The sequence below is a fragment of the Mesorhizobium sp. M0048 genome (assembly GCF_040323405.1).
Taxonomy (GTDB): Bacteria; Pseudomonadota; Alphaproteobacteria; order Rhizobiales; family Rhizobiaceae; genus Mesorhizobium.
In genome coordinates this window covers 1-21,351 of the sequence record NZ_JAMYUV010000065.1, presented here as the reverse complement: position 1 = coordinate 21,351, position 21,351 = coordinate 1, and the positions used below count along the sequence as shown (strand labels likewise).

Sequence of the window (21,351 nt, the reverse complement as noted above, 5' to 3'; positions counted from 1 at the left end):
TGTCAACCGACAGCCTTGTTTTCGGGGTCGAGCAGGCGGTGCAGGTGAACGACGAAATAGCGCATATGGGCATTGTCGACACTAGCTTGCGCCTTGGCCTTCCAGACGGCGTGCGCCGATTGGTAGTCCGGATAAATGCCGACGATGTCGAGCGCGTCGAGATCGCGGAATTCGGTGCCGCCCAGCTTCTTGAGTTCGCCGCCGAACACCAGGTGCAAAAGCTGTTTCTTTCCGTCTTCAGCGGCCATGTCGATCCTTCACATATCGTGAGTTTGGGACAGGTCTAGACCAAAGCCGCCGACTTTGGAACTATTGATAGCGCTCAATTGTCCAGCCCGGCGATGACGCCCGCGAGCACGGCGAGGAGTTCGCCGCTGCCGGCGGCGAGCGGTCCGTGACGGATCACTTCGCCGGCATAGAGCGGCGCGCGGCCGTGCCGATCGAGCACGGCGCCGCCTGCCTCGCGCAGGATGAGATCGGCCGCAGCGATGTCCCAGTCATGCGCGTTGGCCTTGACGAAGGTGGCATCGAGCTGGCCGCCGGCGATCATCGCCAGCCGGTAGGCGAGCGAAGGAATATAGGGCACCCGCTTCAGCCGTTTGTGCCATTTCGCCGGCAGCAGGTCGATCATCGGCTTCGGTCCGGCGATTTCGGCCGTTTCCGACGGCGGACGCACGCTGATGCGCTTGCCATTCAGGAACGCGCCCTCGCCGGGCAGCGCCCAATAGATCTCGCCCTTCGCCGGACAGTCGAGCACGCCGGCAAGCGTGCGGCCGTTCTCGACCACCGCTACGCTGACGCACCATGTGGGCAAGCCCTCGAGGAAGCCGCGCGTGCCGTCGATCGGATCGACGACGAAGGTGCGGCGCGCGATAAGCCTTACCGGGTCGTCGACGGTTTCCTCCGACAGCCAGCCGTAGTCCGGCCGGGCCGCCAGCAAGGTTTCGCGCAGATATTTGTCGGCGGCGTGATCGGCTTCGCTGACCGGCGAGGTGCCGCCCTTCATCCACACCTGCGGATTGTTGTTGAAGTACTGCATGGCGATGAGCCCTGCCTCGCGGGCAGCGTCGAGCAGCAGCTGCAGGTCTTCAGTAGCGCCGGCCGAGACGGCCGGATCAAGCTCCGGCAAGGGTCATTCCTTCGATCAAAAGCGTGGGCGCGGCAGTGCCGAAATTGCGGTCGAGATCGCTCGCCGGAACCATGTTGAGGAACATGGTTCTCAAATTGGAGGCGATGGTCACCTCGGCGACGGGATAGGCCAGCTCGCCGTTATCGATCCAGAAGCCGGAAGCGCCGCGGCTATATTCGCCCGTCACCATGTCGACGCCCTGGCCGAACACTTCGGTGACGTAGAAGCCGGTCTTGAGCGACTTGATCAGCTCTTCCGGCGTCCGTTCGCCAGGCTCGATTGCAAGATTGGTCGATGACGGCGAGACGGACGAGCCATTGCGCGAGCCGCGCCCATTGGTGACGAGGCCGAGTTCCCGCGCCGCGGAAGTCGACAGGAACCAGTGGTTGAGCACGCCCTTGTCGACCATGAACAGTTTTTCGCCCTCGACGCCTTCGCCGTCGAACGGGCGCGAGGCCTGGCCGCGGCGCCGGAGCGGCTCGTCGGTGACGGTAATTGCGGCCGAAGCCACCTTCTTGCCCATCATGTCGCGCAGAAAGCTGGTCTTGCGCGCCACTGCGGCGCCATTGATGGCACCAGCGAGATGGCCGGCAATGCCGCGCGCCACGCGCGGATCGAACACCACGTCGACCGGCCCGGTCGCCGCCTTGCGCGCGCCAATACGGCGTACGGCGCGCTCGCCGGCCTTGCGGCCGATGTCTTCCGGCGCGTCGAGATCGGAAAAATGCTGGCGCGAGGAGAATTCGTAATCGCGCTCCATGCCGGTGCCCTCGCCGGCGATCACGCTGGTCGAACGCGAAAAGCGCGACGCGACATAATGGCCGACAAAGCCATGCGAAGTGGCGAGCACAAGGCCGCCCAGCCCGGCACTGGCGCTACTGCCGGCCGAATTGGTGACGCCCTTGACGGCAAGCGCCGCCGCCTCGGCGGCAAGGGCTGCTTCCTTCAACTGGTGGGCCGATACCTGAGTGGCGTCGAACAGATCGAGGTCGCGCGGCGTCTTGACCAGCAAGGCCGGATCGGCCAGACCCTGATAGGGATCTTCGGGCGACACTTTGGCCATGGCGACGGCACGCTCGGCCAGCATATTGGGGTCGGATGCCGCCGTTGCCGAGACGCTCGCTACCCGCTTGCCGACGAAGACACGCAGCGAGACGTCTTCGCTCTCGGACGCCTCTGTGCCTTCGACCTTGCCGAGCCGCACCGACACGCCGGTCGAACGGCCGCGCACCGCAACCGCATCGGCGGCATCGGCGCCGGCCCGTTTGGCAGCCTCGACCAGGGCTGCGACGCGATCGGTCAGTTTCGCTGCGTCGAGCGTATCGGTCATGCGCATGATCCTGTTATTTCCGGCCGGCTGAAGGGCAGCCGTTGCTGCACCATCTATTGTCCCGGTGCGGCTTCTGCAATGGGAGAAGCGGACAATCAGGGGGCATCCAGCCCAGGTCGGCGCGACTCCTGATCGCAACCCGACGGCGAAATGTTCGATCGATCAGGCGCGGAAGCGATCAGCCGAAAACGCCGCGAGACGCGCTGGATCGCCGCGTCCAGCGATCAGTTCGGCGACCAGGCGCGCGGCGATCGGCGCGAGTGTCAGGCCGAGATGACCATGACCGAAGGCATGGATCACCTGGAGCTGCCGCGCGACGGACCGATGACCGGCCGGGAATCGGTGACATTCATCGAGTCCGGGAAGTACAGACCGCTGGCCCCGGTCGCGGGCAGGCCGGGCTCCAGCGCGGCCACCGCTTCCGCCATCACAACCTCTTGATGGACGCCAAACCCGGCGCGCAGTGCCCTGCCCCCAGCGGCCTTGGCGAAATCGCTCTCGCGACGATACAAGTAGAGACAGCCGTGGAGCGCGGCAAGTCTGCCAGGTCAGCGTCCGCCATCACCTCCTCCCAGGCCGTCAGGGCCTCGGCCAGCAGACCGGCGAGCGCCAGCGCATTGGCGCGGGTGGCCGCCGGAAGCGATTGCCGCACGAATTGGAGGCATTGAAAGAGTGCCGCCGGAGCAGGCGATCTTCCTGCAGGTGTTCATGCCCACATTCTTCGTCGCCGCGGTGGAGACGCTGGCCACGCTGATACTGGGCTTCCCCCTCGCCTGCCTCATCGCCTCCGTGCCCAAGGGCCTCGCATGGTGATCCTGTTTCTCCTCGTGCCGATCCTCGTTCCGGTCCCCTTGTCGTTCAACAGCGGCGCCTTCTTCATCTTTCCGCTGGAGGGGATTTCGACGCGCTGGTACGCGGTCGTGCTCGGCACCCAACGCTGGCAATCGGCGATCGGGAACAGCCTGATCGTTGCGTTCGGGACGACGCTGATCGCAACGACACTCGGCACGTTTGCAGCGATTGCGCTTTCCGACGAAAAGTTTCCCGGCCGCCGCATCGTCATGCCGCTGCTGCTGTCGCCCCTGATCGTGCCGGTGGTGATCACCGCCGTTGGCTCATAGCATGTGCGGCAGTCAGCCTGTAGAGTTGGGATCGGCTGGATCCACCCACGGGCGGCCCAACCGTGTCACCATCGCCGCGTACCCGACGGCACCTGCCGCCCAAAGGAAGATGCCAAGCTCTTTGACAGCGTCTTCCGCGATGTCGACCGCCGAACTCGGGCTAGGAAACAGCTCTCCCAGCTGGTCGATCGCTGCTGACATCGCGAGTAGGAAGCCTGCGGCCACAAATACGATCGAGCCGTCGAATGTCTTCCGTCGCAGCCGAAAGAACCAGAACAACCCGGCGACGGCGTAGGCAATCATCGTAACAATCTCTGGTATCGCGACAAACGGCAGCACGTCCTCATGGATCAACAACAGGTCATCGAGGCCCATGACCAAGGTAAGGCCGCCGAGAAACGTGCAATCCCATCGGTGCGTGAGCAGACCGGCAAACAGGGTCGCCGCGCCGGTGCCGATCCACAGTGAAGCACCTAGGGACGAAATCCACCCCGTATAGAAGCCGACATCCGCGGCTGCAGATGGATCTCGATAGAAGATTGTAGCGTCCAGACCAAGAGTTTGCGCGACGAACAGCGCGGCCAAGAGCATCACAACATTAATCGCCACGGCCGCAAGTATGACCAGGCGCCAGGACATTGTCCATTCGCTGCTATGTTTTGCGTTCAGCGCGTTTTTGTCTGGCATTGTGCCGAAGGCCATTCTGAGTACGACGGCCGATAGCTCCGCGGCGCCGAGAACCCCGCCAGCACTATGCCGGCCCACCATGATCGTGGCAACACACGGAACGGTTGCAGCGTCTCGCACATGACGAGGTCGTCGCGGTGCAGTTCCTGGCCAGCGCCAACCAACGCACCATGCCGCTCGAAATGTTCATCGGCTTGCGCGAAAAGCTCTCCCCGGCAATAGCGCCGCCGCCACGCTGATGATGGGGCTGTCGATAATCCTCCTGGTCGTCGCCAATCTTCTGGCTCGACGGAGCCGGCGGCGGCCTGGACCGACCATCTGATCCTGGCTTTCAAGCCGGGCGAGATCGGCTTGTCCAACCTTCCTCAGGGACCAGCCACCGGCGTCCAGATCACGTCGTCGATCCTGAGCGCGCCGGTGGCGAGCATCACCAGCCGGTCGAAGCCGAGCGCCGCGCCGCTCGCCTGCGGCATGATGGCGAGCGCGGCGAGGAAATCCTCGTCGATCGGGTAGCGTTCGCCATAGACGCGCTGCTTCTCATCCATTTCGGCGGCAAAGCGTCGGCGCTGCTCGGCCGGATCGGTCAATTCGCCAAAGGCGTTGGCGAGTTCGATGCCGCAGCAATAGAGCTCGAAACGCTCGGCGGTGCGTGGATCGTCGGCGCTCGGCCGGGCCAATGCCGCCTCCGAGATCGGATATCCGAAAAGAATGGTAGCGCGCCCCTGCCCCAGCGCTGGCTCGATTTTTTCGACCATCACCCGGCTGAACAGGTCGGCCCAATTATCGTCGGGCGCGGTCCGCAATCCGGCCTGGACCAGGGCGGCATGCAACCCCGCGCGGTCGGTGTTGCCATCGGCCGCAACCGTCGCCAGCAGATCGATGCCGGCATGGCGCATGAAGGCTTCGGCGACGCTCAACCGTTCCGGCCCGGCGAACGGATCGGCCTCACGGCCGCGGAAGCTAAAACGCTTCGCTGCGGCCCGTTCGGCCGCCAGCGCTACGAGCTCGGCGCAATCGCGCATCAGGCTCTCATAGGTCTCGCCGACGCGGTACCATTCGAGCATGGTGAACTCAGGATGGTGCAAGGGGCCGCGCTCGCGGTTGCGCCAGACAGCCCCGAGGCTGAAGATGCGCTCTTCGCCGGCGGCAAGCAGCTTCTTGCAGGCGAATTCCGGCGACGTGTGGAGGTAGAGCGGCTGGCGCTGCCCGTCCGGCCCGATCGCCTCGGTGGCAAAGGCCGACAGGTGCGCTTCATTGCCGGGCGAGACCTGCAGGGCCGATGTCTCCACCTCGACGAAGTCGCGGCGGGCGAACCAGTCGCGCATCCCGGTGGCAATGGCATTGCGCAGGATCAGCCGCGGCCGGCGGTCGGCGTGGACATGCGGCGTCCACCACGGCGAGGCGGCGGTCATCGGCTTCAGGGGAATTGCACAGAGGGCTGGCGATTGCGGCCAAGATGCGCTAGGCCGCACGCAACGGCCTCTCCAGCCGATTTGCGCCAACAAATTTTATCAGGATGGAAACCCGTGAAGGTCATCGCCAGCTCCTTACGCAAAGGCAACGTCGTCGAAAAGGACGGCAAGCTTTATGTGATCCTCTTTGCCGAAAACATTCATCCTGGCAAGGGTACGCCGGTCACCCAGCTCGACATGCGGCGTATCTCCGACGGGGTAAAGGTTTCCGAGCGTTACCGCACCACAGAGCAGGTCGAGCGCGCCTATGTCGAGGAGCGCGAGCACACGTTCCTCTACCGTGACGGCGAAGGCTTTCACTTCATGAATCCGGAGACTTACGACCAGGTCGCGGTGCCGGAAAGCGTGGTCGGCGACATGGCGCCCTATCTGGTGGAAGGCATGCCGGTGCAGATCTCGCAATACAACAACATCGCCATCTCGCTGGTACTGCCGCAGCGCGCCACTTTCGAGGTGGTCGAGACCGAGCCGGTGACCAAGGGCCAGACGGCGTCCTCGTCCTACAAGCCGGCAACGCTGTCCAACGGCGTGCGTACCCTGGTGCCGCCACACATCAGCGCTGGCACCCGCGTGGTGGTGATGACCGCCGATGGCGCCTATGTCGAGCGCGCGAAGGATTGAGGCGCGAGGCCTGAAACGCCTCGCCGAACGCGTCGAGGCTGCCGGTCATCGTCAACCGCTTTGTGGCAGGGGCTTTCGAGCATTGGGACGCTTTACGCGGACCGAAGCGTCAACGCCCTGCCAGTTCTTTCCTATTGCACGACGCCAGCGGGCAATCTCTGAGCCTCGAGCAACGCCGACCGTCCCTTTCGCCAGGTGCCAGGTGGAATGCCGACGAACTTTTTGAAGGCGCGACTGAAGGCGGCTTCCGACTCGTAGCCGACCTCGGCACCCGCTTGCGCGATGCTCATTTCAGGGCGTTCGAGCAAGCGTCCTGCCAGTTGTAGACGCCAGCGAGCAAGATAGTGCATGGGCGAAACCCCGACATAGTGGGTAAAGCGGCTCGCAAACGCCGTGCGCGAGAGCCCTACTTCGCGGGCGAGCCGGTCCAATGTCCATTCCTCCCCGGGGCGAGCGTGGATGAGCCGGAGCGCCTCGCCGACATGTGGATCCCGTAGGCCTGACAGCCAGCCGCGCGAATCGTCGGGCAGGGTCTCGAGATGGCGGCGGATGATCTCGACAAACATCAGCTCGCTCAGCTTGGCGAGTATCGTCTCACAGCCCGCCCGCCCACTGCCACCTTCTGCCAGCGCCAGCCGAAAAAGGTCGATAACCCAGCTGCTTCCATCGGCGGGCTTGCGGGCGCACAGGATGGCCGGCAATGCGGCCAGGAGAGGATTGAAGGGACGTGCATCGCAGCCAAGATACCCGCAAATGAACCGGGTCCGCTCGTCTCCCCCGCCACCATGGATCACCGCAAACGGCAGGCTCTCGTCTATCGGCCGATAATACATTGCCATATTGGGTTCGCCCCGCGCCCCCGGCGAGGAGCTCAACACGTTCGGAACACCACCGGGGAAGACAACGACATCACCGGCGTTCACGAGCACCGGGGGCACCGAATCGTCTCCCAGCGCGGCCCAGCACGAGCCCGACATCACGGCATGAAAAGAAATGATGTGCTCTGCCTCCGGCATGATGGCGGCGGCAATGTCGGCCGTGCCCGGCGACTCGCCAACCCAGGGAGAGCTGGCGTCAACGTCGAAATAGATCGCACCGGTGAGGCGAACGGCTCGGAGCACATCGGAAAGGACATCCATGCACTACACCTCCGGAAACGATCGGCTACTCCCTTTGACAACGAGTTTTTCCGCCAGGCATCTCGAACTATCCGGCAATATGGCCGCCCGAGCAACTATCCATCCGGTCTAATCCTACTCTGAACGATCGGGCAACAGAAATGGACGATGTGACATTTGCGGGAACAGCGGACGGGATTAGCGTTTCATCGGCCGGCCGACAGGTCCAATAACAGGGAGGAATGTCATGAACGATGAAGACATCACCAAATTCGCAGCAAGCCTGCGAGGCGAAGTCATCCGCGCCGGCGACGCCCGCTATGACGAGGCCCGCAAGCTCTACAACGGCATGATCGACAAGCGGCCGCTGATCATCGCCCGCTGTGTCGACGTCGCCGACGTAATCACAGCGGTGAATTTCGGCCGCGACAACAATTTGCTGGTTGCGGTACGTGGCGGCGGCCATAATGGACCAGGATTGGGGAGCTGCGACGACGGTCTGGTGATCGACCTGTCGGCGATGAACGGCGTGCGCGTCGATCCGGATGCCCGCACGGCGCGGGTAGGCCCGGGCTGCACTCAGGGCGACCTCGACCATGCCACCCATGCCTTTGGCCTGGCCGTACCGGCGGGCATCATCTCGACCACCGGGGTCGCCGGACTGACGCTGAGCGGCGGCCATGGCTATCTGACGCGCAAATATGGCCTGACCATCGATAATCTGGTCGAGGCCGATGTCGTGCTTGCCGACGGAAGCTTCGTCACCGCCAGCAAGGAACGGAACCCCAACCTGTTCTGGGCGCTTCGCGGCGGCGGCGGCAATTTCGGCATCGTTACCAGCTTTGTGTTCAGGCTCCACCGGGTCAGCATGGTCTTTGCGGGGCCGATCGCATGGGATCAGCGCCACGCCCGCACCATCATGCAGCATTATCGCGAGTTCCTGCCGAACGCGCCCGAAGAACTCGGGATCTTCCTCGGGCTCAAGACCGTCCTGTCGAGCGCACCCTTCCCGGAAGAGTTTTGGGGACAGCGGATGTGTCTGCTGATGTGCTGCTACAACGGCCCGGAGGAAAAGGGCAGAGAGGCGCTGGCCCCGCTGCTCGATGCGCTGCCCGCGCCCTGGTTCAACTGGATGGGAACGATGCCCTATCCCGCGGTGCAGAGCATGTTCGATGGGCTCTACCCGAAGGGAATGCAGTGGTACTGGCGCGGCGATTTCGTCAAGACGCTGTCCGACGAGGCGATCGACGCCCATCTCGAGCAGGCGGCGAAGACGCCGAGCGAGCTATCGCTCATGCATCTCTACCCGATCGATGGTGCGGTCCATCGCGTCGGCAAAGACGAGACACCCTGGAATTACCGTGATGCGACCTGGTCGATGGTCATCGCCGGGATCGATCCGGACCCACAGAAAGCGGGCCCGGTGACGCGCTGGACCAAGGCCTACTGGGAGGCCGTGCATCCATTCGATCTGGGTGGCGCCTACCTGAACTTCATGATGGATGACGAGGGCGATGCAAGGCTCAAGGCGGCTTATGGCGACAACTATGAGCGCCTGGCTACGCTGAAGAAGAAATACGACCCGAACAACCTCTTCCGGGTGAACCAAAACATTCGACCGGCTGCTTGACGGCGGCGACCGGCCAGGCCGGCAAGTGTCGTACCGGCTGCGGGCCAGCTGAGGCTTGGCCGGTACGATAAGGCGGCCGGTTAGGGCGCTCGCTGGCCTGCCAGCGGGACACTCGGCCGCGCTCGCCGACCGTGTTCCATGAGCGATGTCCGGCATGCGTCAAAAGCGGTCGGCCCGCACCCTTAGGGTCACCCGTAGCCCCGCTTTAACCGACAAGTCCGGGAGAGTAGGCCTCGCGGTCAACGCGTTATGCCTCAACGACTGCTTCTCGCCAGCCCGATCGCGCCGGCAGCCACCGATAGTTTACGCCTCGATGTGGACGTCCGACCTCACGACGACATCCTCCAAGTGCTTATCGAGAACCGGTACTCCCTCCAGAACTAGATAAATTAGCAGTTTCTTAAGTGCCTTTGGAACTTTGTAGCTTTCGTTCCATTTTCAACCGCATGCGAGAGTCTGTGGTCCACGACCCTGGAATGACGGTGAACAGGTCACCGCCTCGCTACTCGCTGGTCCTGCCCGTATACAATGAAGAACAGGTGCTTCCTCGGCTGATCGAGCGGATCAGTTCGCTTATCGGCCGGCTGGACGGCGAAACGGAGGCCATCTTCGTCGATGACGGAAGCCTCGATGGAAGCGTCGAATACCTCCAAAAGGTGGTTGCCGCCGAGCCGCGCTTTCGGCTGATCGAATTTTCCCGCAATTTCGGTCACCAGGTGGCGATTACCGCCGGTATGGACGCCGCTGCGGGCGATGCCGTCATCGTCATGGATGCAGACCTGCAGGACCCGCCGGAAGTCGTTCTCGACCTGGTGGCAAAGTGGAAGGAAGGCTTCGAGATCGTCTATGCCCGCCGAGTCAAGCGCGAGGGCGAATCCTGGTTCAAGCGCTTTACGGCAAGTCTTTTTTATCGCCTGCTGGAGAAAATGACGTCGGTCGATATTCCGCGCGACGTCGGCGACTTCCGCCTGGTCGGCCGCAAGGCGCTGGAAACCTTCAAGCATATGCCCGAACATGACCGCTTCGTCAGGGGCATGTTCGGCTGGATGGGCTTCAAGCAGACGGCAGTGCCATTTGAGCGCCACGCCCGAACCCTGGGCCAGACCAAATACCCATTCTGGAAGATGATGCACCTTGCGGTTCACGGCATCGTTAGTTTCTCCGAGAAGCCGTTGCGCCTGGCCCTCTGGGGCGGATTGGCCATTTCCGCGCTTGCGGTGGTCTTTGGTGCCTACGCCATCTTTGCCTGGTTTTTTGAAACCGGCATCATTGCCGGCTGGACATCAACCGTGGTGATCGTGTCGCTCCTGTGCGGCATCAACCTTTTCATGACCGGCGTGGTCGGACTCTATGTCGGCAGCATCCACGCCGAGGTGAAACGCCGCCCGCTGTATGTGATCGATCGGCTCACCGGCTTCGACGAGGCGATGCGTGCCGTCTCTGGTGAGCGCCGCCGATCGTTTCACAAGCCCAGGAGTGGAGTCCCCGCCAATGGGCGAACTCTTCGACAGCTATAATTCCAACTATGGCGAGGCGGTCGAAGGGTCCATCCGGTTTTCCGGACTCAGGCACGACTTCTTCCTTGTCGCCAAGGCGGACCTGCTGCGGCGTCTGCTCGTCGAGCGAAAGCTTGGACAGGGTGGGGCGACCGTAAGGGCGCTGGATGTCGGCTGCGGCGTCGGTTCGCTCCACCCCTACCTCGAAGGTGCTTTCGACAGCCTGGATGGCTGCGACGTCTCGCAAGAATCGATCTTGCGTGCCAGCCAAGACAATTCGCGTGTGGCCTACAGGACCTGCAGCACGCAGCGGCTGCCTTATGAGGACGGCACGTTCGATCTGGCTTTCGCCAGCTGCGTCGTCCATCATGTCTCGCCCGCTGTCTGGCTGGATTTCTTCCTGGAACTGCGCCGCGTCGTGCGGCCGGGCGGCGTCGCCTGCATCATCGAGCACAATCCCTACAATCCACTGACGCGTCTTGCGGTGTTTCGGTGTCCGTTCGATCACGAGGCAGTCCTGCTCAACGCCGCTAAAGCAAGGTCCCTTTTTCAGGAAACAGGCTTCAGGGACATCCGCTCCGAGCATTTTCTGCTGCTACCCTCGGCAACGCCCTTGGCCAAAAAGGTCGAGCGCCTGCTTTCCGCCCTGCCGCTTGGAGCGCAGTATGCGTGCAGTGCGCATGTCTGAGCGCCGTTCGACCGGCGACGCTGGGCTGAGGCTGCTGGCGCGCTTCGGGTCGGTCGGCATTGCTGCAACGATCCTATATGCAGTGATGGCCACCGCTTTGGTCAAATGGCAACGGTTCGGCCTCTCGCCGGTCGGTGCCTCGCTCGCGGCTTATACCGCTGCCGCCCTGTTTTCTTATCTCGCGCATAAGTTCGTGACCTTCGCGTCGAGCGGATCGCATCGATCGGAGGCTCCGCGTTTTCTGTTGTTGACGGCGACAGGCTTCGCCGTTGCCTACGCGGCGCCGGCACTTTTGACCGCGAAATTCGGCCTTCCACCGATCATCGCCATCCTGGTTACATGCTTGCTTGTTCCGGCGGTCAATCTTCTCATGCTCGACCGCTGGGTTTTCGCGCAGCGAAGACGCGGCCAGCAGCGTGATCGCCTGCCCTAATCCGCCTCAATGGGATCGAGCCGGAGCGACAACAATTTGATGGAGCGCTTGTAGATGTTGCTGGCGGCCGGACTTGGCGGAATGCCGTCGAGGTAGTCGAAAGCGATGTCGAGTGTTTTAGCCTCGGCGAGAGCCGCCGGTGGGATAACGAACGAGACCGTTCGTGGCTCTTTGCCGGACAGCGTGACCGCATGCGCCCGAACGCGGTTTACCGAGATCACGACCCTTTGCGTGACCTGTGGCGGGCGAATGACGGCGGCCATTTGCAGCGTAGCCGTCAGGCCGTCGCGGAGCGGCGGTATCTTCAGGCGAAGCCGCGAGGTCTCGCCCAGCGAATGGGTGCCGTCGGCTACCGGTCCCGACCAGCCGCAGACCCTCATGCCGGCTGCCTTTTTGGCTCCGTCGGACCGGAACGACACCGTCTGGCCAAGGGTGTAGCTGCCGACCGCATCGCGATTGAGGCAGGTTGTCATCCAGTCGATGTAATAGGCGCGATAGTCGGCATTGACGTTTGGATTGACAGCAAGCGCAAGGATGATGACTTCCGCCCCGGCCAGAACCGCCGCCAGTGTGTAGCCGCCAAGCGAGGCCGCGCGCCGATGCGGGCCCGGAGTGCTAGACCAGGGCAAGATAGCCCCCGATCCATGCCACCGTCATGAAATAGCAGGCGCCAAGGAAGAGACCCAGAGCCGAAAGAAAAGTCAGCTTCGACGCCGACAACAACGTGGTCAGCAACATTGTCAGAGGCGCAAGCCCAATGACGTATCTGACCATGGAGGCCAGGTTCGTGATCAGCGGCAGGATGATGCAGCAGGCGCAGAACAGCGCGGCGCCATATTGCCTGCGAACCGCCAGAACCGCCGATAATGCCAGTCCTATGAGTGCGGCGAGCGCGCTCCATTGCGGCGCCGTAGGCAGCCATCCAGTCGTCGGAACGGCCGAGAGTCCATCCCATATGAAGGCGAGCGGATTGCCCGCCACCCGTCCAAACGCGCGCTGGACGTGCAGGAAGGCAAAGCCGTCCCCGACCGTCAGATAGAGGAACAGGATGTAGGCGAACAAGCCGGCAGGCGAGATGAGAATTGCAACGAGCAGATCCGGTCGGCCAAGCACCCAACGTGGGAACGAAAGCGCCGATCCGCCCTTTGCGCGGTAATCCCTGAACATCTGAATGACGGTCGCAAATACAACAAGCACTCCGACGAGCCTGGTTGCCGACAGCAGAGCCGATGACAGCCCCGCGGTCAGATAGCTGGAGCGTTTGAGTGCCAGAAAAACGCACGACGTCAGGAGCACGAAAAGAGGTTCGGTCAGGAAAGTCGTGAAGTGAAAGGAGAACGGGCCGCTGAGCAGAAAGGCGCAATACAGCACATAAGCGCGCATGTTCTTCTCGAGCAGCGGCCACGCCACCAGACAGGCCGCGTAGCTGCACGCAATCGATGCGATCGACGCGAGCAGTATCGTCGGCAAAGGGAAAACAGACCGGATTGCCGCCACCAGCATCGGATAGAGCGGAAAGAAGCCCCAGCGTCCGACATTGCTCTGGCCTGGAATGGGAAAGCGCTCATAACCGTGTTCGGAAATGTCGACATACCACGCGCAATCCCACCGGCAGAGCGCCTGGGCATAGGCTGCGAAGCCTGGTTCCGCCGAGATCGAGGCAAATGCCGCATAGCGAATGGCCAGTCCACCGACGACGAACAGCAATGGCACCGCCACGACGGCGACCGCAATATAGCGACCGCCGGGACGCGCGACAGCTTCGAGCGCCACAATCTGCCTCCACCCGTTCAAGTGACTGGCGCCACTCAAAGCTAGATGACGCGCGCCCGGGCGAATTCAAGGCATGCATTTGGCGGCTCAAATTGGTGATACCAGCGATCCGGCGTCCCTGAGCCAGACCAGCATCTCGCTGCATCACGTTGAAATGGGTTCAGTCGACGCGTTTAACCCGTCGCGTAGGTATTTGTGCAGTCAAGCTGTTGTACACGACAGTTCGAATCCTGATACCGCGCTGGTGTACTCGGCCCTTGAGAATCTTTCAGCCTTCGGCAACATGGCGGCAAGGCTGAGAGCATGAGGATGAGCAAGGTCATTTCCGCCGCATCACGGCGTTCGCCACGCAAGACACCGATGGCGCTGACCGAGGCGCTGGTCGCCCGCACCTTGCGTGCGGTCGAGGATGCCGGGCCGACACCGGGCATGGTCTACATGACCGATGCCGATTACGCGCGCATTCGCGACGAGGTGGTGGCCGGCGCGCCGGCCGGGCCGGTGAAGCTGTTCGCCTATGGCTCGCTGCTGTGGAAGCCGGCCGGCGAGGTCAGGGGTGGCGAACGGGCCGTGGCGACGGGCTGGCACCGTTCGTTCTGTTTTACGGTGCAGCGCTTCAGGGGCACGGTCGAGCAGCCCGGCCTGATGATGGCGCTCGACCGCGGCGGCCAATGTCAGGGCATGGTGTTCGAGATCGCCGAGCCGGTGGCGGCCAATCTCGAAGCGCTGCTGCGCCGCGAGATGACCATCCTGCCCTCCGTCAACCTGCCGCGCTGGCTGCAGGTCAGGACAGCCGACGGCATGGGCCAAGCGCTTGGTTTCGTTGTCGATCGCGCCAATCCGCGCTATGCCGGCAAACTCGACAAGCGAGCGATAGCGGCGACCCTGGCCAACGCCGTCGGCCATTGGGGTTCGGGCGCCGAATATCTGTTCGAGACCATTCGCCATCTCGACGCCTGTGGCATCCGCGACCGCAATCTCTGGCAGCTGCAGGAACTTGTGGCCGAGGAGATCGGTCGGGCGCTGCCGCCGGGCTTCATTCGTCCCTGAGCCAGACCAGCATCTCGCCGGGGTCGCGGTTGTCCCAGGCGAAATACGGGACGGCGGTGAGCTTCGCTTCCTCCACCGCAGGCGGTTCGGTGCGGTAGAGCCCCTCTTCCCAGTTTTCGAAAGCCTCCTTTTTGGCGATCGCCGAAAGTGTCACGACGCCGCCCAGAAGGTTCGGCTGCTGATGCGCCTCGATGTCGGCCGTGCGCGGCAGGGCGATGCGGTGCAGCTGGCTGGAATTGTCGGTCTCCTCGACGCAATAGATCAGCGGGCCGCGCGCCAGTGCGACGCGGCCGATATCCTGCCGCACCTGCGGGTTGGCGTAGAGACGGTCGACGGCCATTTCGAGGTCGAGCTCGACGCGGTCGCCCTTGCGCCATTCGCGGCGGATCGCGGCATAGCCGTCGCTGCTGATGGCAGCCAGATCGACATCGGCGCCGTTGACCTTGAGCGCTGCCTTGCGGCACCAGGCCGGCAAGCGCAGGTGCAAAGTGAAGTCGGTCGGAGCTTCCGGTTCGACAGAGATCGAGACCGCGCCGTCCCATGGATAGTTACTGGTCTGGGTGAGCTCTATTTGCCGGCCCGCGATATCGAAACGAGCCGTGCCGTTTCCATAGAGGTGGACGGCGAGTGCGTCGTCCGACAGGCCGTAGAAATAGCTGCCGATCGAGGCGACCATGCGCCCGACATTGGGCGGGCAGCACGGGCAGCGGTGCCATTTCCAGCGGTGGTGGGCGCCGCGGCTCTCCAGCGGATTTTCGTAGAAGAACAGCGAGCCGTCGAGCGACAGGCCGGAGATCGAGCCGTTGTAGAGCGCCCGCTCCATGATGTCGGCGTAGCGCGCGTTGGGACCCATGCCGAGCATGCGGCTTGCCCAGAACACCAGGCCGACCGAAGCGCAGGTTTCGGCATAGGCGGTGTCGTTGGGCAGGTCGTAATCGGCGGTGAAACCCTCATTGTGCGAGGACGGCCCGAGGCCGCCGGTGACGTAGAGGTTCTTGGTCATGAGATCGTCCCACAGCCGGTCGAGCGCCACCCGCAGCGTGTCGTCGCCATATTCGGTGGCGATGTCGGCCATGCCCGAATATAGATACATCGCCCGCACCGCATGGCCGACGACCTTGTCCTGCTCGCGCACCGGCTTGTGCGACTGATTGTATTCGTAAGTCTTGAAATGATAGGCCTTGGGGTCGGCGCCGCGGGCGCGCGCCTCCTCGTCGAAATAATGCGGCTCAAGGCCGCGCTGGTCGATGAAATATTTGGCAAGCTCCATGTATTTGCGCTCGCCCGTCACCCGCGCCAGCTTGACCAGCGCCAGCTCGATCTCCTCGTGGCCGCAATAGCCCTTCTTCTTGCCGGGCTCGGGACCGAACGTCTCGGCGATGTGATCGACGTAGCGGCACATGATGTCGAGCAGCTTGCGTTTCCCCGTGGCCTGGTAGTAGGCGACCGCGCCTTCGATCAGGTGGCCGGCGCAATAGAGCTCGTGGCAGTCGCGCAGATTGGTCCAGCGCAAGCCCGGCTGGATGCGCTGGTACCAGCTCGACAGATAGCCGTCGGGCTGCTGCAGCTTGCCGTACATGTCGATGACGGCGTCGATCTTCTTCTCCAGCTCGTCGTTGCGGCGGCGGTAGAGCGAATAGGCGGCGGTCTCGATGGTCTTGCCCCAATCGGAGTCCCAGAACATCTGCGTCGTCACCGTCGATCCGGTGAACTCGTTGCCGGCGGTGGCCGCCTCGTCCGGTGAAGGTGAGTGGAACGGAATGACGACGCCGGGCGATGGCCGGTCGGGGTCGATCTGCTCGAGCATGCGCGCTTCGACGCAGCGGTCGTAAAGGATGCCGGCGGTCTTTGAGGCGACGGCATCGACGCGGTCGCCCCAGAAGCCGCGGACGTCGACCTGCGGCACCGGCAGCGGGCGGAAGGCGAGTTTCGGCTTGGCGCCCTGACTGGCGGATTGCGATGCGGTCATCAATTTACTCCCGTTCGATTTCTTGTGGTCACTTCACGGCCCCTGCCATCAGGCCGCGGATGTAGAAGCGCTGCAGCAGCAGGAAGAGCACCAGGCACGGCACCATCATGACGGTGACGCCGGCCTGCACGGCACCCCAGTCGATGGCGCCGAAGCGGCCGGACTGCAGCGCGGTCATCATGATCGGCAGCGTGAATTTCGACTGGTCCGTCATCAGCACCAGCGCAGCCAGAAACTCGTTCCAGGCGCCGAGGAAGGCGAACAGCGCGATGGTGACGATGCCCGGCCAGACCAGCGGCAGCATCACCCTCAACAGCATGGTGACGTTGTTGGCGCCGTCCATGCGCGCGGCCTCCTCGATCTCGCGCGGCACCGCATCGAAGGCGTTGCGCATCATGAAGATCGAGAACGGCAGCTGCAGCGTGACGTAGACGCAGACCAGCCCGGTCAGCGTGTTGTGCAGGCCGATCTTGGTCAGCACCAGGAAGATCGGCGTCAGGATCGACTGGAACGGGATCATGATCGTCGACAGGATGACGACGAACAGCAGGTTCTTCAGCGGAAAGCGGAAGCGCGAGAAACCGTAGCCGGCGAGCACGCTGACGATCACCGACAGCACCACCGTCATCACCGAGACGTAGATGCTGTTTTGCGCCGGCAGCCAGAGGCCGTCGCCGAAGGTGTTGAGCGTGGCGTAGTTCTCCAGCGAGATGCCGCTGGTCGGCCACGGCGGCAGCGGCGGCTGGCGCGCCTCCTGCGCCGGCTTGAAGGCCGAAAGCACCGTCCAGACGATCGGTGCCAGGAACAGAATGGACGCGATGATGCCGGTCGAGTGCTCGGCAATCTGCATGGCGATGCGGCGTTTGCGAGTGCGAGCCTGCGCCATCAGTCGACCCCCTCGGGATTGCGCAGCAGTCGCAGCTGGATGAGGCTGAGCGCCACCAGGATGACCAGCAGGACCATCGACAGTGCCGCGCCATAGCCGAGCTTGAACGACACGAAGGATTGGTTGAAGATCCAGTAGACGGCGGTCAGCGTCTGGTTGCGCGGGCCGCCGCGCAGGATGATGTAGAACTGGTCGAAGGCGAGGATCGAGCCGGCAACCGACAGGATCAGCGCCAGCGCCAGCGTGCGGCGCATCAAGGGCAAGGTAATCGCCCGGAACCGCGCGAATGGCCCTGCCCCGTCGATCATCGCCGCCTCCTGCAGGTCCGGCGGGATCGACTGCAGGCCGGTCATCAGGATGATCATGGTGAAGCCCGCCACCTTCCACACCACCATGGCGATGATCGACCAGAAGGCCGGCTGGAAGGTCGCCAGCAGGTTGAATTTCTTCTCGGTCAGGCCGAGCTCGAAGGCGGCCGGGCTGAACAGGCCGGAATCGACATTGAGCAGCCATGACCACAAAAGGCTCGCCGAGGCGAAGCCGATGACCGCCGGCATGAAGAAGGACGTGCGGTAGAAGCCGGTCAGCTGCCGCGGCCTTTCGATGAACAGCGCCAGCGGAAAGGCGACGGCGAAGATCGCGATCGTGACCACCACCGTGTAGTAGCCGGTGAACCGCAGCGCGTTCCAGAAGCGGGTGTCGCGCAGGATCGCCCAGTAATTGTCGAGGCCGATAAAGCTGTGCGCGCCCATCAGCGGCCAGTTGTGCAGCGACATCCAGGCCGTCATGCAAAGCGGCACGATGAAGAAGACGACGACAAGCGCAACGGCCGGCGCGACATAGAGCAGGCCGATCCACTGCCGGCGGCCGGCGCCGACCAGTTTGTATGCGCGCGCTGGCGCGGCGGTGGTTGCTGTGATGGTGGTCATGCCGTGGTCTTCCGTTAGCGCTACGTCCCCCTCCCCCTTGAGGGGAGGGTCCGGCCGAAGGCCCGGGGTGGGGTCCTCCGCGAAGCGCGCCGACAGGAACGTCGAGCACTGCCGCAACGACCCCACCCGGACCTTCGGTCCGACCTCCCCTCGAGGGGGAGGTGGGCGCCGGCGCTTTACTTCTGCGGCGCCGAATCGATGATCGACTGCATGGTCTCCTGCGCATTGGCGATGGCGCCGTCGACGTCTTCACCGAAGAAGACCTCGTTCATCATCTGGTTCCACGGGCCGTTGGCCGAGTTGATCAGGTCGTTGAACACCACCGAATAGGGCGTGCGGCCCTTGGCCATGGCTTCGGCGGCGACCTTGTAGCGCGGGTCGAGGTCTTTCAGCGCCTCATTGGCGATGTCGCCGCGCACCGGCAGGCTGCCGTATTTCGCCAGGATGGTCTGGCCTTCGAGCGAATAGGCAAAGTCGAGGAACTCCTTCACCACCGCGACCTTGGTGGTGCCCTTGGTGACGACGAAATTGTCGCCGCCGGCAAACGACGACCAGCCGCCATCCTTGCCCGGCAGGAAGGTGATGCCGTAGTCGATATCGGGATATTGCGTGTTCAACGCGCCGATGGCGAAGGCGCCGGACGGCGAGATGCCGATATTGCCGGTGGCGAAGGCGGCAAAGAAGTTGGAGCCGGTGTCGGTCTGCGCGCCTGAAGGCACCAGGTCCTTCTTGACCATCGAACGGTAGAGGTCGATGGCGCCGCGCATTTGCGGCGTGTCCAGCGTCGCCTTGGAGCCGTCCTCCGTCAGGATATCGCCGCCCGAGGCCCAGATCAGCGGCGTGAAGGTGAAGATGTTGCAGCCGCCGCAATTGCCGGAGAAGTAGAAGCCCTTGATGTCGCCGCCGAGCGCATTGACCTTCTCGGCGTCGGCTTCGATCTCGGCCCAGTTGGTCGGGCCCTTTTCCGGATCGAGGCCGGCCTGCTTGAACAGCTTCTTGTTCCAGATCAGCACCGAGGAGTCGGCCGAGAACGGCAGCCCGTAGATGCGGCCCTCATAGGTGCCGGTCTTGACATGCGCCGGCGACAGGCTGGCGAAATAGGGCAGCGATTTCGCCCAGTCGGTGATGTCTTCGAGCTGGCCGGCGGCGGCGAAGGACGGCGTGTAGATCAGGTCGAGCGAGAGCGCGTCGGGTGCGGTGCCGCCGGCAGCCGCAGCGCCATATTTCGGGATGATTTCGGCATTGGGGATGATGTCCAGCTTGATCTGGTTCTGATGCCCCTTGTTGAAGGCGTCGACGATGCGCGGCATGAAGTTCGAGCCGTCGGCGCGAACCCAGATGTTGGCGGTGTCGGCGGCGGCCGGACCGACTGTTGCCAGCGTGCCCAAAATGCTCGCGGCGATGGCGAGCCCGGTAATGGTGGTTCTCATGCTTCTCCTCCACATGGTTTTAACTCGGCCGCACCCCAGCGCTTTGCAATCGACACGGCCCGTTTCGTTTCAGCCGTCCGGCGGACGGCCGCATGACTGACGCACCACCAGCCGGCACGGCAGTTTTCTGATGCCCGGCAAAGCGGGTTCGCCGCCGACGAGCGAAAGCAGGGCAAGGCCGGCCTCGCGGCCAAGTGCTGCGAGATTCATGTCGACCGAGGTCAGCGGCGGCCGGGTCGCCTCGGCGACGATCTGCCAATTGTCGAAGCCGATGACGCCGACCTCGTCCGGCACGCCGATACCGCGCTCGCGCAAGGCGTCGATGACGCCGCGCGCGATCTGGTCGTTGCCGCAAAACACCGCGTCCGGTTTTTCGCGCGTGCCGTCAAACCCCTCGCCGTCGAACAGCGTCTTGACCGCCTCATGCCCCCAGGCCTCCGACCAGTGGCCAAGCAGCGGCTCCATGACCTGCAAGCCGTTCTCGGCCAGCACCGCGCGATAGGCCTCGGCGCGGGCATGCACCACGGCAAAGCTCGCCGGACCGCTGACATGGGCGATGCGCTTACGCCCGAGCCGGCAAAAGTGCTCGACCGCCAGCCGCGCCCCGCCGGCATCGTCGGACACGAAAGCGATGGCGTTTGGATCGGGCTCGGTAAAGGCATAGATCGCCGGAATGCCGAGATTGGCGAGGTCGACCGGCAGGTGGCGGTCGATGCGTTTGCCGGTGGCGATGATGCCGTCGACGCGCTTGTCGAGCATGGCATCGACATGCAGCTGGGCAAGGCGCGGGTCGTCCTCGACATTGCACAAAAACACCGAGACGCCGGCATCGACCAGCGCATCGGAAACGCCGGCCATCAGCGGCAGCGAAAAGCGGCCATAGGTGTCGTTGGTCAACAGCCCGACGGTAAAGGAGCGCCGCCTGAGCAGGCTCTGCGCCAGGCTGTTCGGGCGAAAGCCAAGCCGCTGCGCCGTCTCGCGAATCCGGGTTCGCGTCTCGGCCGTCATCCGCCCCTGCCCGTTCAGCGCCTTGGACGCCGTGGCAACGCTGACGCCGGCAATGGCCGCCACTTCACGCAAGGTGACGGGCTGCTTGGCGGGCGTTGGCTGGACGTCGGACGGCATGATTTGGACATGATCCTCCCAGGTGGGAAAAGCTTTTCTCTTATGACCCCTCAGGGTGCTGATCGGTGATGTCAGCGGATGCGAGGCGAGTTGGGAAAAGGTTTTCTCAAGGGAGAGATTAGGACGAAGGATGTGGGGATGGCAAGGGGGGAATGGCCGCTCAGCGGCACCGCGATCGAATAATCGCGGTGCCGTAGTCTACCCGTACGGCTAGCAGCTCTCAGTCTGCGGATCGCACGCCTTGTTTTTCTGCTTCTCCGGCTTGGGCTTGGCCGCCTGTTCCGGCTCGGCTTGATGCTGCTCGGCGGGCTGCTCCTTGGCCTTCTGCTTTTCGGGCTTGGCCGCCTGCTCGGGCTCGGCCTGCTGCTGCTCGGCGGCGGGCTGCTTCTTGGTCTTCTGCTTCTCAGGCTTGGCCGCCTGTTCCGGCTCGCCCTGCTGCTGCTCGGCGGCGGGCTGCTTCTTGG

At 63.6% G+C, this 21,351-nt stretch carries 24 protein-coding genes and 1 pseudogene; 11 read left to right on the top strand and 14 right to left on the bottom strand.

Annotated features, from left to right (window positions below):
* Positions 1–2 precede the first annotated feature (2 nt).
* From NKJ84_RS30020 to NKJ84_RS30010, 3 genes are all read right to left on the bottom strand, one after another.
* Complete coding sequence (locus NKJ84_RS30020) at positions 3–248, bottom strand: DUF4170 domain-containing protein (protein WP_023674378.1); 246 nt, start codon at positions 246–248, stop codon at positions 3–5.
* Between the two features lie 74 nt (positions 249–322).
* Positions 323–1,129: a 3'(2'),5'-bisphosphate nucleotidase CysQ gene (locus NKJ84_RS30015; protein WP_352509466.1), complete on the bottom strand. Its 807-nt coding sequence runs from the start codon at positions 1,127–1,129 to the stop codon at positions 323–325.
* The gene (locus tag NKJ84_RS30010) at positions 1,116–2,459 is read right to left on the bottom strand and encodes a TldD/PmbA family protein (RefSeq protein ID WP_352509464.1); all 1,344 of its coding nucleotides are present in this window, start codon (positions 2,457–2,459) and stop codon (positions 1,116–1,118) included. Before NKJ84_RS30010 ends, NKJ84_RS30015 begins: the two co-directional genes overlap by 14 nt.
* Before the next feature lie 150 nt (positions 2,460–2,609).
* Between NKJ84_RS30010 and NKJ84_RS30005 the strand changes: the two genes are divergently transcribed.
* The 3 genes from NKJ84_RS30005 (at position 2,610) to NKJ84_RS29995 (ending at position 3,580) form a co-directional block, all read left to right on the top strand.
* Positions 2,610–2,900, top strand: a complete 291-nt coding sequence (locus NKJ84_RS30005; RefSeq protein ID WP_352509463.1) for a hypothetical protein — start codon at positions 2,610–2,612, stop codon at positions 2,898–2,900.
* A gap of 231 nt (positions 2,901–3,131) precedes the next feature.
* Positions 3,132–3,272: a hypothetical protein gene (locus NKJ84_RS30000; protein WP_352509461.1), complete on the top strand. Its 141-nt coding sequence runs from the start codon at positions 3,132–3,134 to the stop codon at positions 3,270–3,272.
* Entirely contained in the window at positions 3,266–3,580 is a 315-nt protein-coding gene (locus tag NKJ84_RS29995; protein WP_352509460.1) for an ABC transporter permease, read from the top strand. The genes NKJ84_RS30000 and NKJ84_RS29995 overlap by 7 nt, the downstream gene beginning before the upstream one ends.
* Before the next feature lie 12 nt (positions 3,581–3,592).
* Here the strand turns inward: NKJ84_RS29995 and NKJ84_RS29990 are convergent, their stop codons facing one another.
* Complete coding sequence (locus tag NKJ84_RS29990) at positions 3,593–4,267, bottom strand: DUF8692 domain-containing protein (protein ID WP_352509459.1); 675 nt, start codon at positions 4,265–4,267, stop codon at positions 3,593–3,595.
* 104 nt (positions 4,268–4,371) lie between these two features.
* Between NKJ84_RS29990 and NKJ84_RS29985 the strand changes: the two genes are divergently transcribed.
* The gene (locus NKJ84_RS29985; protein ID WP_352474393.1) at positions 4,372–4,506 is read left to right on the top strand and encodes a hypothetical protein; all 135 of its coding nucleotides are present in this window, start codon (positions 4,372–4,374) and stop codon (positions 4,504–4,506) included.
* A 126-nt stretch (positions 4,507–4,632) separates the two neighbouring features.
* On the opposite strand, the gene epmA is transcribed toward NKJ84_RS29985, so the two are convergent.
* Positions 4,633–5,679, bottom strand: a complete 1,047-nt coding sequence (gene epmA, locus NKJ84_RS29980) for an EF-P lysine aminoacylase EpmA (RefSeq protein ID WP_352509458.1) — start codon at positions 5,677–5,679, stop codon at positions 4,633–4,635.
* Between the two features lie 114 nt (positions 5,680–5,793).
* Between epmA and efp the strand changes: the two genes are divergently transcribed.
* Positions 5,794–6,360, top strand: a complete 567-nt coding sequence (gene efp / locus NKJ84_RS29975; RefSeq protein ID WP_023674374.1) for an elongation factor P — start codon at positions 5,794–5,796, stop codon at positions 6,358–6,360.
* Positions 6,361–6,491: 131 nt separating this feature from the next.
* Here efp and NKJ84_RS29970 read toward each other — a convergent pair whose 3' ends face one another.
* A complete protein-coding gene (locus NKJ84_RS29970; RefSeq protein ID WP_352509457.1) occupies positions 6,492–7,499 on the bottom strand; it encodes an AraC family transcriptional regulator in 1,008 nt (335 codons plus the stop codon).
* A 226-nt stretch (positions 7,500–7,725) separates the two neighbouring features.
* Here NKJ84_RS29970 and NKJ84_RS29965 point away from each other — a divergent pair, with 226 nt between their 5' ends.
* The 4 genes from NKJ84_RS29965 (at position 7,726) to NKJ84_RS29950 (ending at position 11,725) form a co-directional block, all read left to right on the top strand.
* Positions 7,726–9,108 carry an FAD-binding oxidoreductase gene (locus NKJ84_RS29965; RefSeq protein ID WP_352509456.1) on the top strand — a complete coding sequence of 461 codons (1,383 nt, stop codon included), beginning with the start codon at positions 7,726–7,728 and terminating at the stop codon, positions 9,106–9,108.
* 476 nt (positions 9,109–9,584) lie between these two features.
* A complete protein-coding gene (locus NKJ84_RS29960; RefSeq protein WP_352509473.1) occupies positions 9,585–10,625 on the top strand; it encodes a glycosyltransferase family 2 protein in 1,041 nt (346 codons plus the stop codon).
* Positions 10,600–11,292 (top strand): class I SAM-dependent methyltransferase, encoded by a 693-nt coding sequence (locus NKJ84_RS29955; protein WP_352509455.1) that lies wholly within the window; start codon positions 10,600–10,602, stop codon positions 11,290–11,292. The genes NKJ84_RS29960 and NKJ84_RS29955 overlap by 26 nt, the downstream gene beginning before the upstream one ends.
* A complete protein-coding gene (locus NKJ84_RS29950; protein ID WP_352509454.1) occupies positions 11,285–11,725 on the top strand; it encodes a GtrA family protein in 441 nt (146 codons plus the stop codon). The genes NKJ84_RS29955 and NKJ84_RS29950 overlap by 8 nt, the downstream gene beginning before the upstream one ends.
* On the opposite strand, the gene NKJ84_RS29945 is transcribed toward NKJ84_RS29950, so the two are convergent.
* Both NKJ84_RS29945 and NKJ84_RS29940 read right to left on the bottom strand, forming a co-directional pair.
* Positions 11,722–12,354, bottom strand: a complete 633-nt coding sequence (locus tag NKJ84_RS29945; protein ID WP_352509452.1) for a hypothetical protein — start codon at positions 12,352–12,354, stop codon at positions 11,722–11,724. The genes NKJ84_RS29950 and NKJ84_RS29945 overlap by 4 nt on opposite strands.
* Complete coding sequence (locus tag NKJ84_RS29940; RefSeq protein ID WP_352509451.1) at positions 12,341–13,498, bottom strand: putative hexosyltransferase; 1,158 nt, start codon at positions 13,496–13,498, stop codon at positions 12,341–12,343. The genes NKJ84_RS29945 and NKJ84_RS29940 overlap by 14 nt, the downstream gene beginning before the upstream one ends.
* A 73-nt stretch (positions 13,499–13,571) precedes the next feature.
* Between NKJ84_RS29940 and NKJ84_RS29935 the strand changes: the two genes are divergently transcribed.
* Positions 13,572–13,805: a hypothetical protein gene (locus tag NKJ84_RS29935; RefSeq protein ID WP_352509449.1), complete on the top strand. Its 234-nt coding sequence runs from the start codon at positions 13,572–13,574 to the stop codon at positions 13,803–13,805.
* Positions 13,806–13,807: 2 nt separating this feature from the next.
* Positions 13,808–14,548 carry a gamma-glutamylcyclotransferase gene (locus NKJ84_RS29930; RefSeq protein WP_352509448.1) on the top strand — a complete coding sequence of 247 codons (741 nt, stop codon included), beginning with the start codon at positions 13,808–13,810 and terminating at the stop codon, positions 14,546–14,548.
* On the opposite strand, the gene NKJ84_RS29925 is transcribed toward NKJ84_RS29930, so the two are convergent.
* From NKJ84_RS29925 to NKJ84_RS29900, 6 genes and pseudogenes are all read right to left on the bottom strand, one after another.
* Positions 14,535–16,517, bottom strand: coding sequence for a glycoside hydrolase family 127 protein (locus tag NKJ84_RS29925; protein WP_352509447.1), 1,983 nt, complete (start codon positions 16,515–16,517; stop codon positions 14,535–14,537). The two genes, NKJ84_RS29930 and NKJ84_RS29925, sit on opposite strands and share 14 nt — an antisense overlap.
* Before the next feature lie 28 nt (positions 16,518–16,545).
* Positions 16,546–17,403 carry a carbohydrate ABC transporter permease gene (locus tag NKJ84_RS29920; protein WP_352509445.1) on the bottom strand — a complete coding sequence of 286 codons (858 nt, stop codon included), beginning with the start codon at positions 17,401–17,403 and terminating at the stop codon, positions 16,546–16,548.
* Positions 17,403–18,332 (bottom strand): carbohydrate ABC transporter permease, encoded by a 930-nt coding sequence (locus NKJ84_RS29915; RefSeq protein ID WP_352509444.1) that lies wholly within the window; start codon positions 18,330–18,332, stop codon positions 17,403–17,405. The genes NKJ84_RS29920 and NKJ84_RS29915 overlap by 1 nt, the downstream gene beginning before the upstream one ends.
* A 176-nt stretch (positions 18,333–18,508) precedes the next feature.
* On the bottom strand, positions 18,509–19,762 hold the full coding sequence (locus tag NKJ84_RS29910) for an ABC transporter substrate-binding protein (RefSeq protein ID WP_352509443.1): 1,254 nt from the start codon (positions 19,760–19,762) through the stop codon (positions 18,509–18,511).
* A 69-nt stretch (positions 19,763–19,831) separates the two neighbouring features.
* The gene (locus tag NKJ84_RS29905) at positions 19,832–20,887 is read right to left on the bottom strand and encodes a LacI family DNA-binding transcriptional regulator (protein WP_352509441.1); all 1,056 of its coding nucleotides are present in this window, start codon (positions 20,885–20,887) and stop codon (positions 19,832–19,834) included.
* Positions 20,888–21,097: 210 nt separating this feature from the next.
* Positions 21,098–21,351: pseudogene (locus NKJ84_RS29900) on the bottom strand (hypothetical protein); the annotation flags it as partial.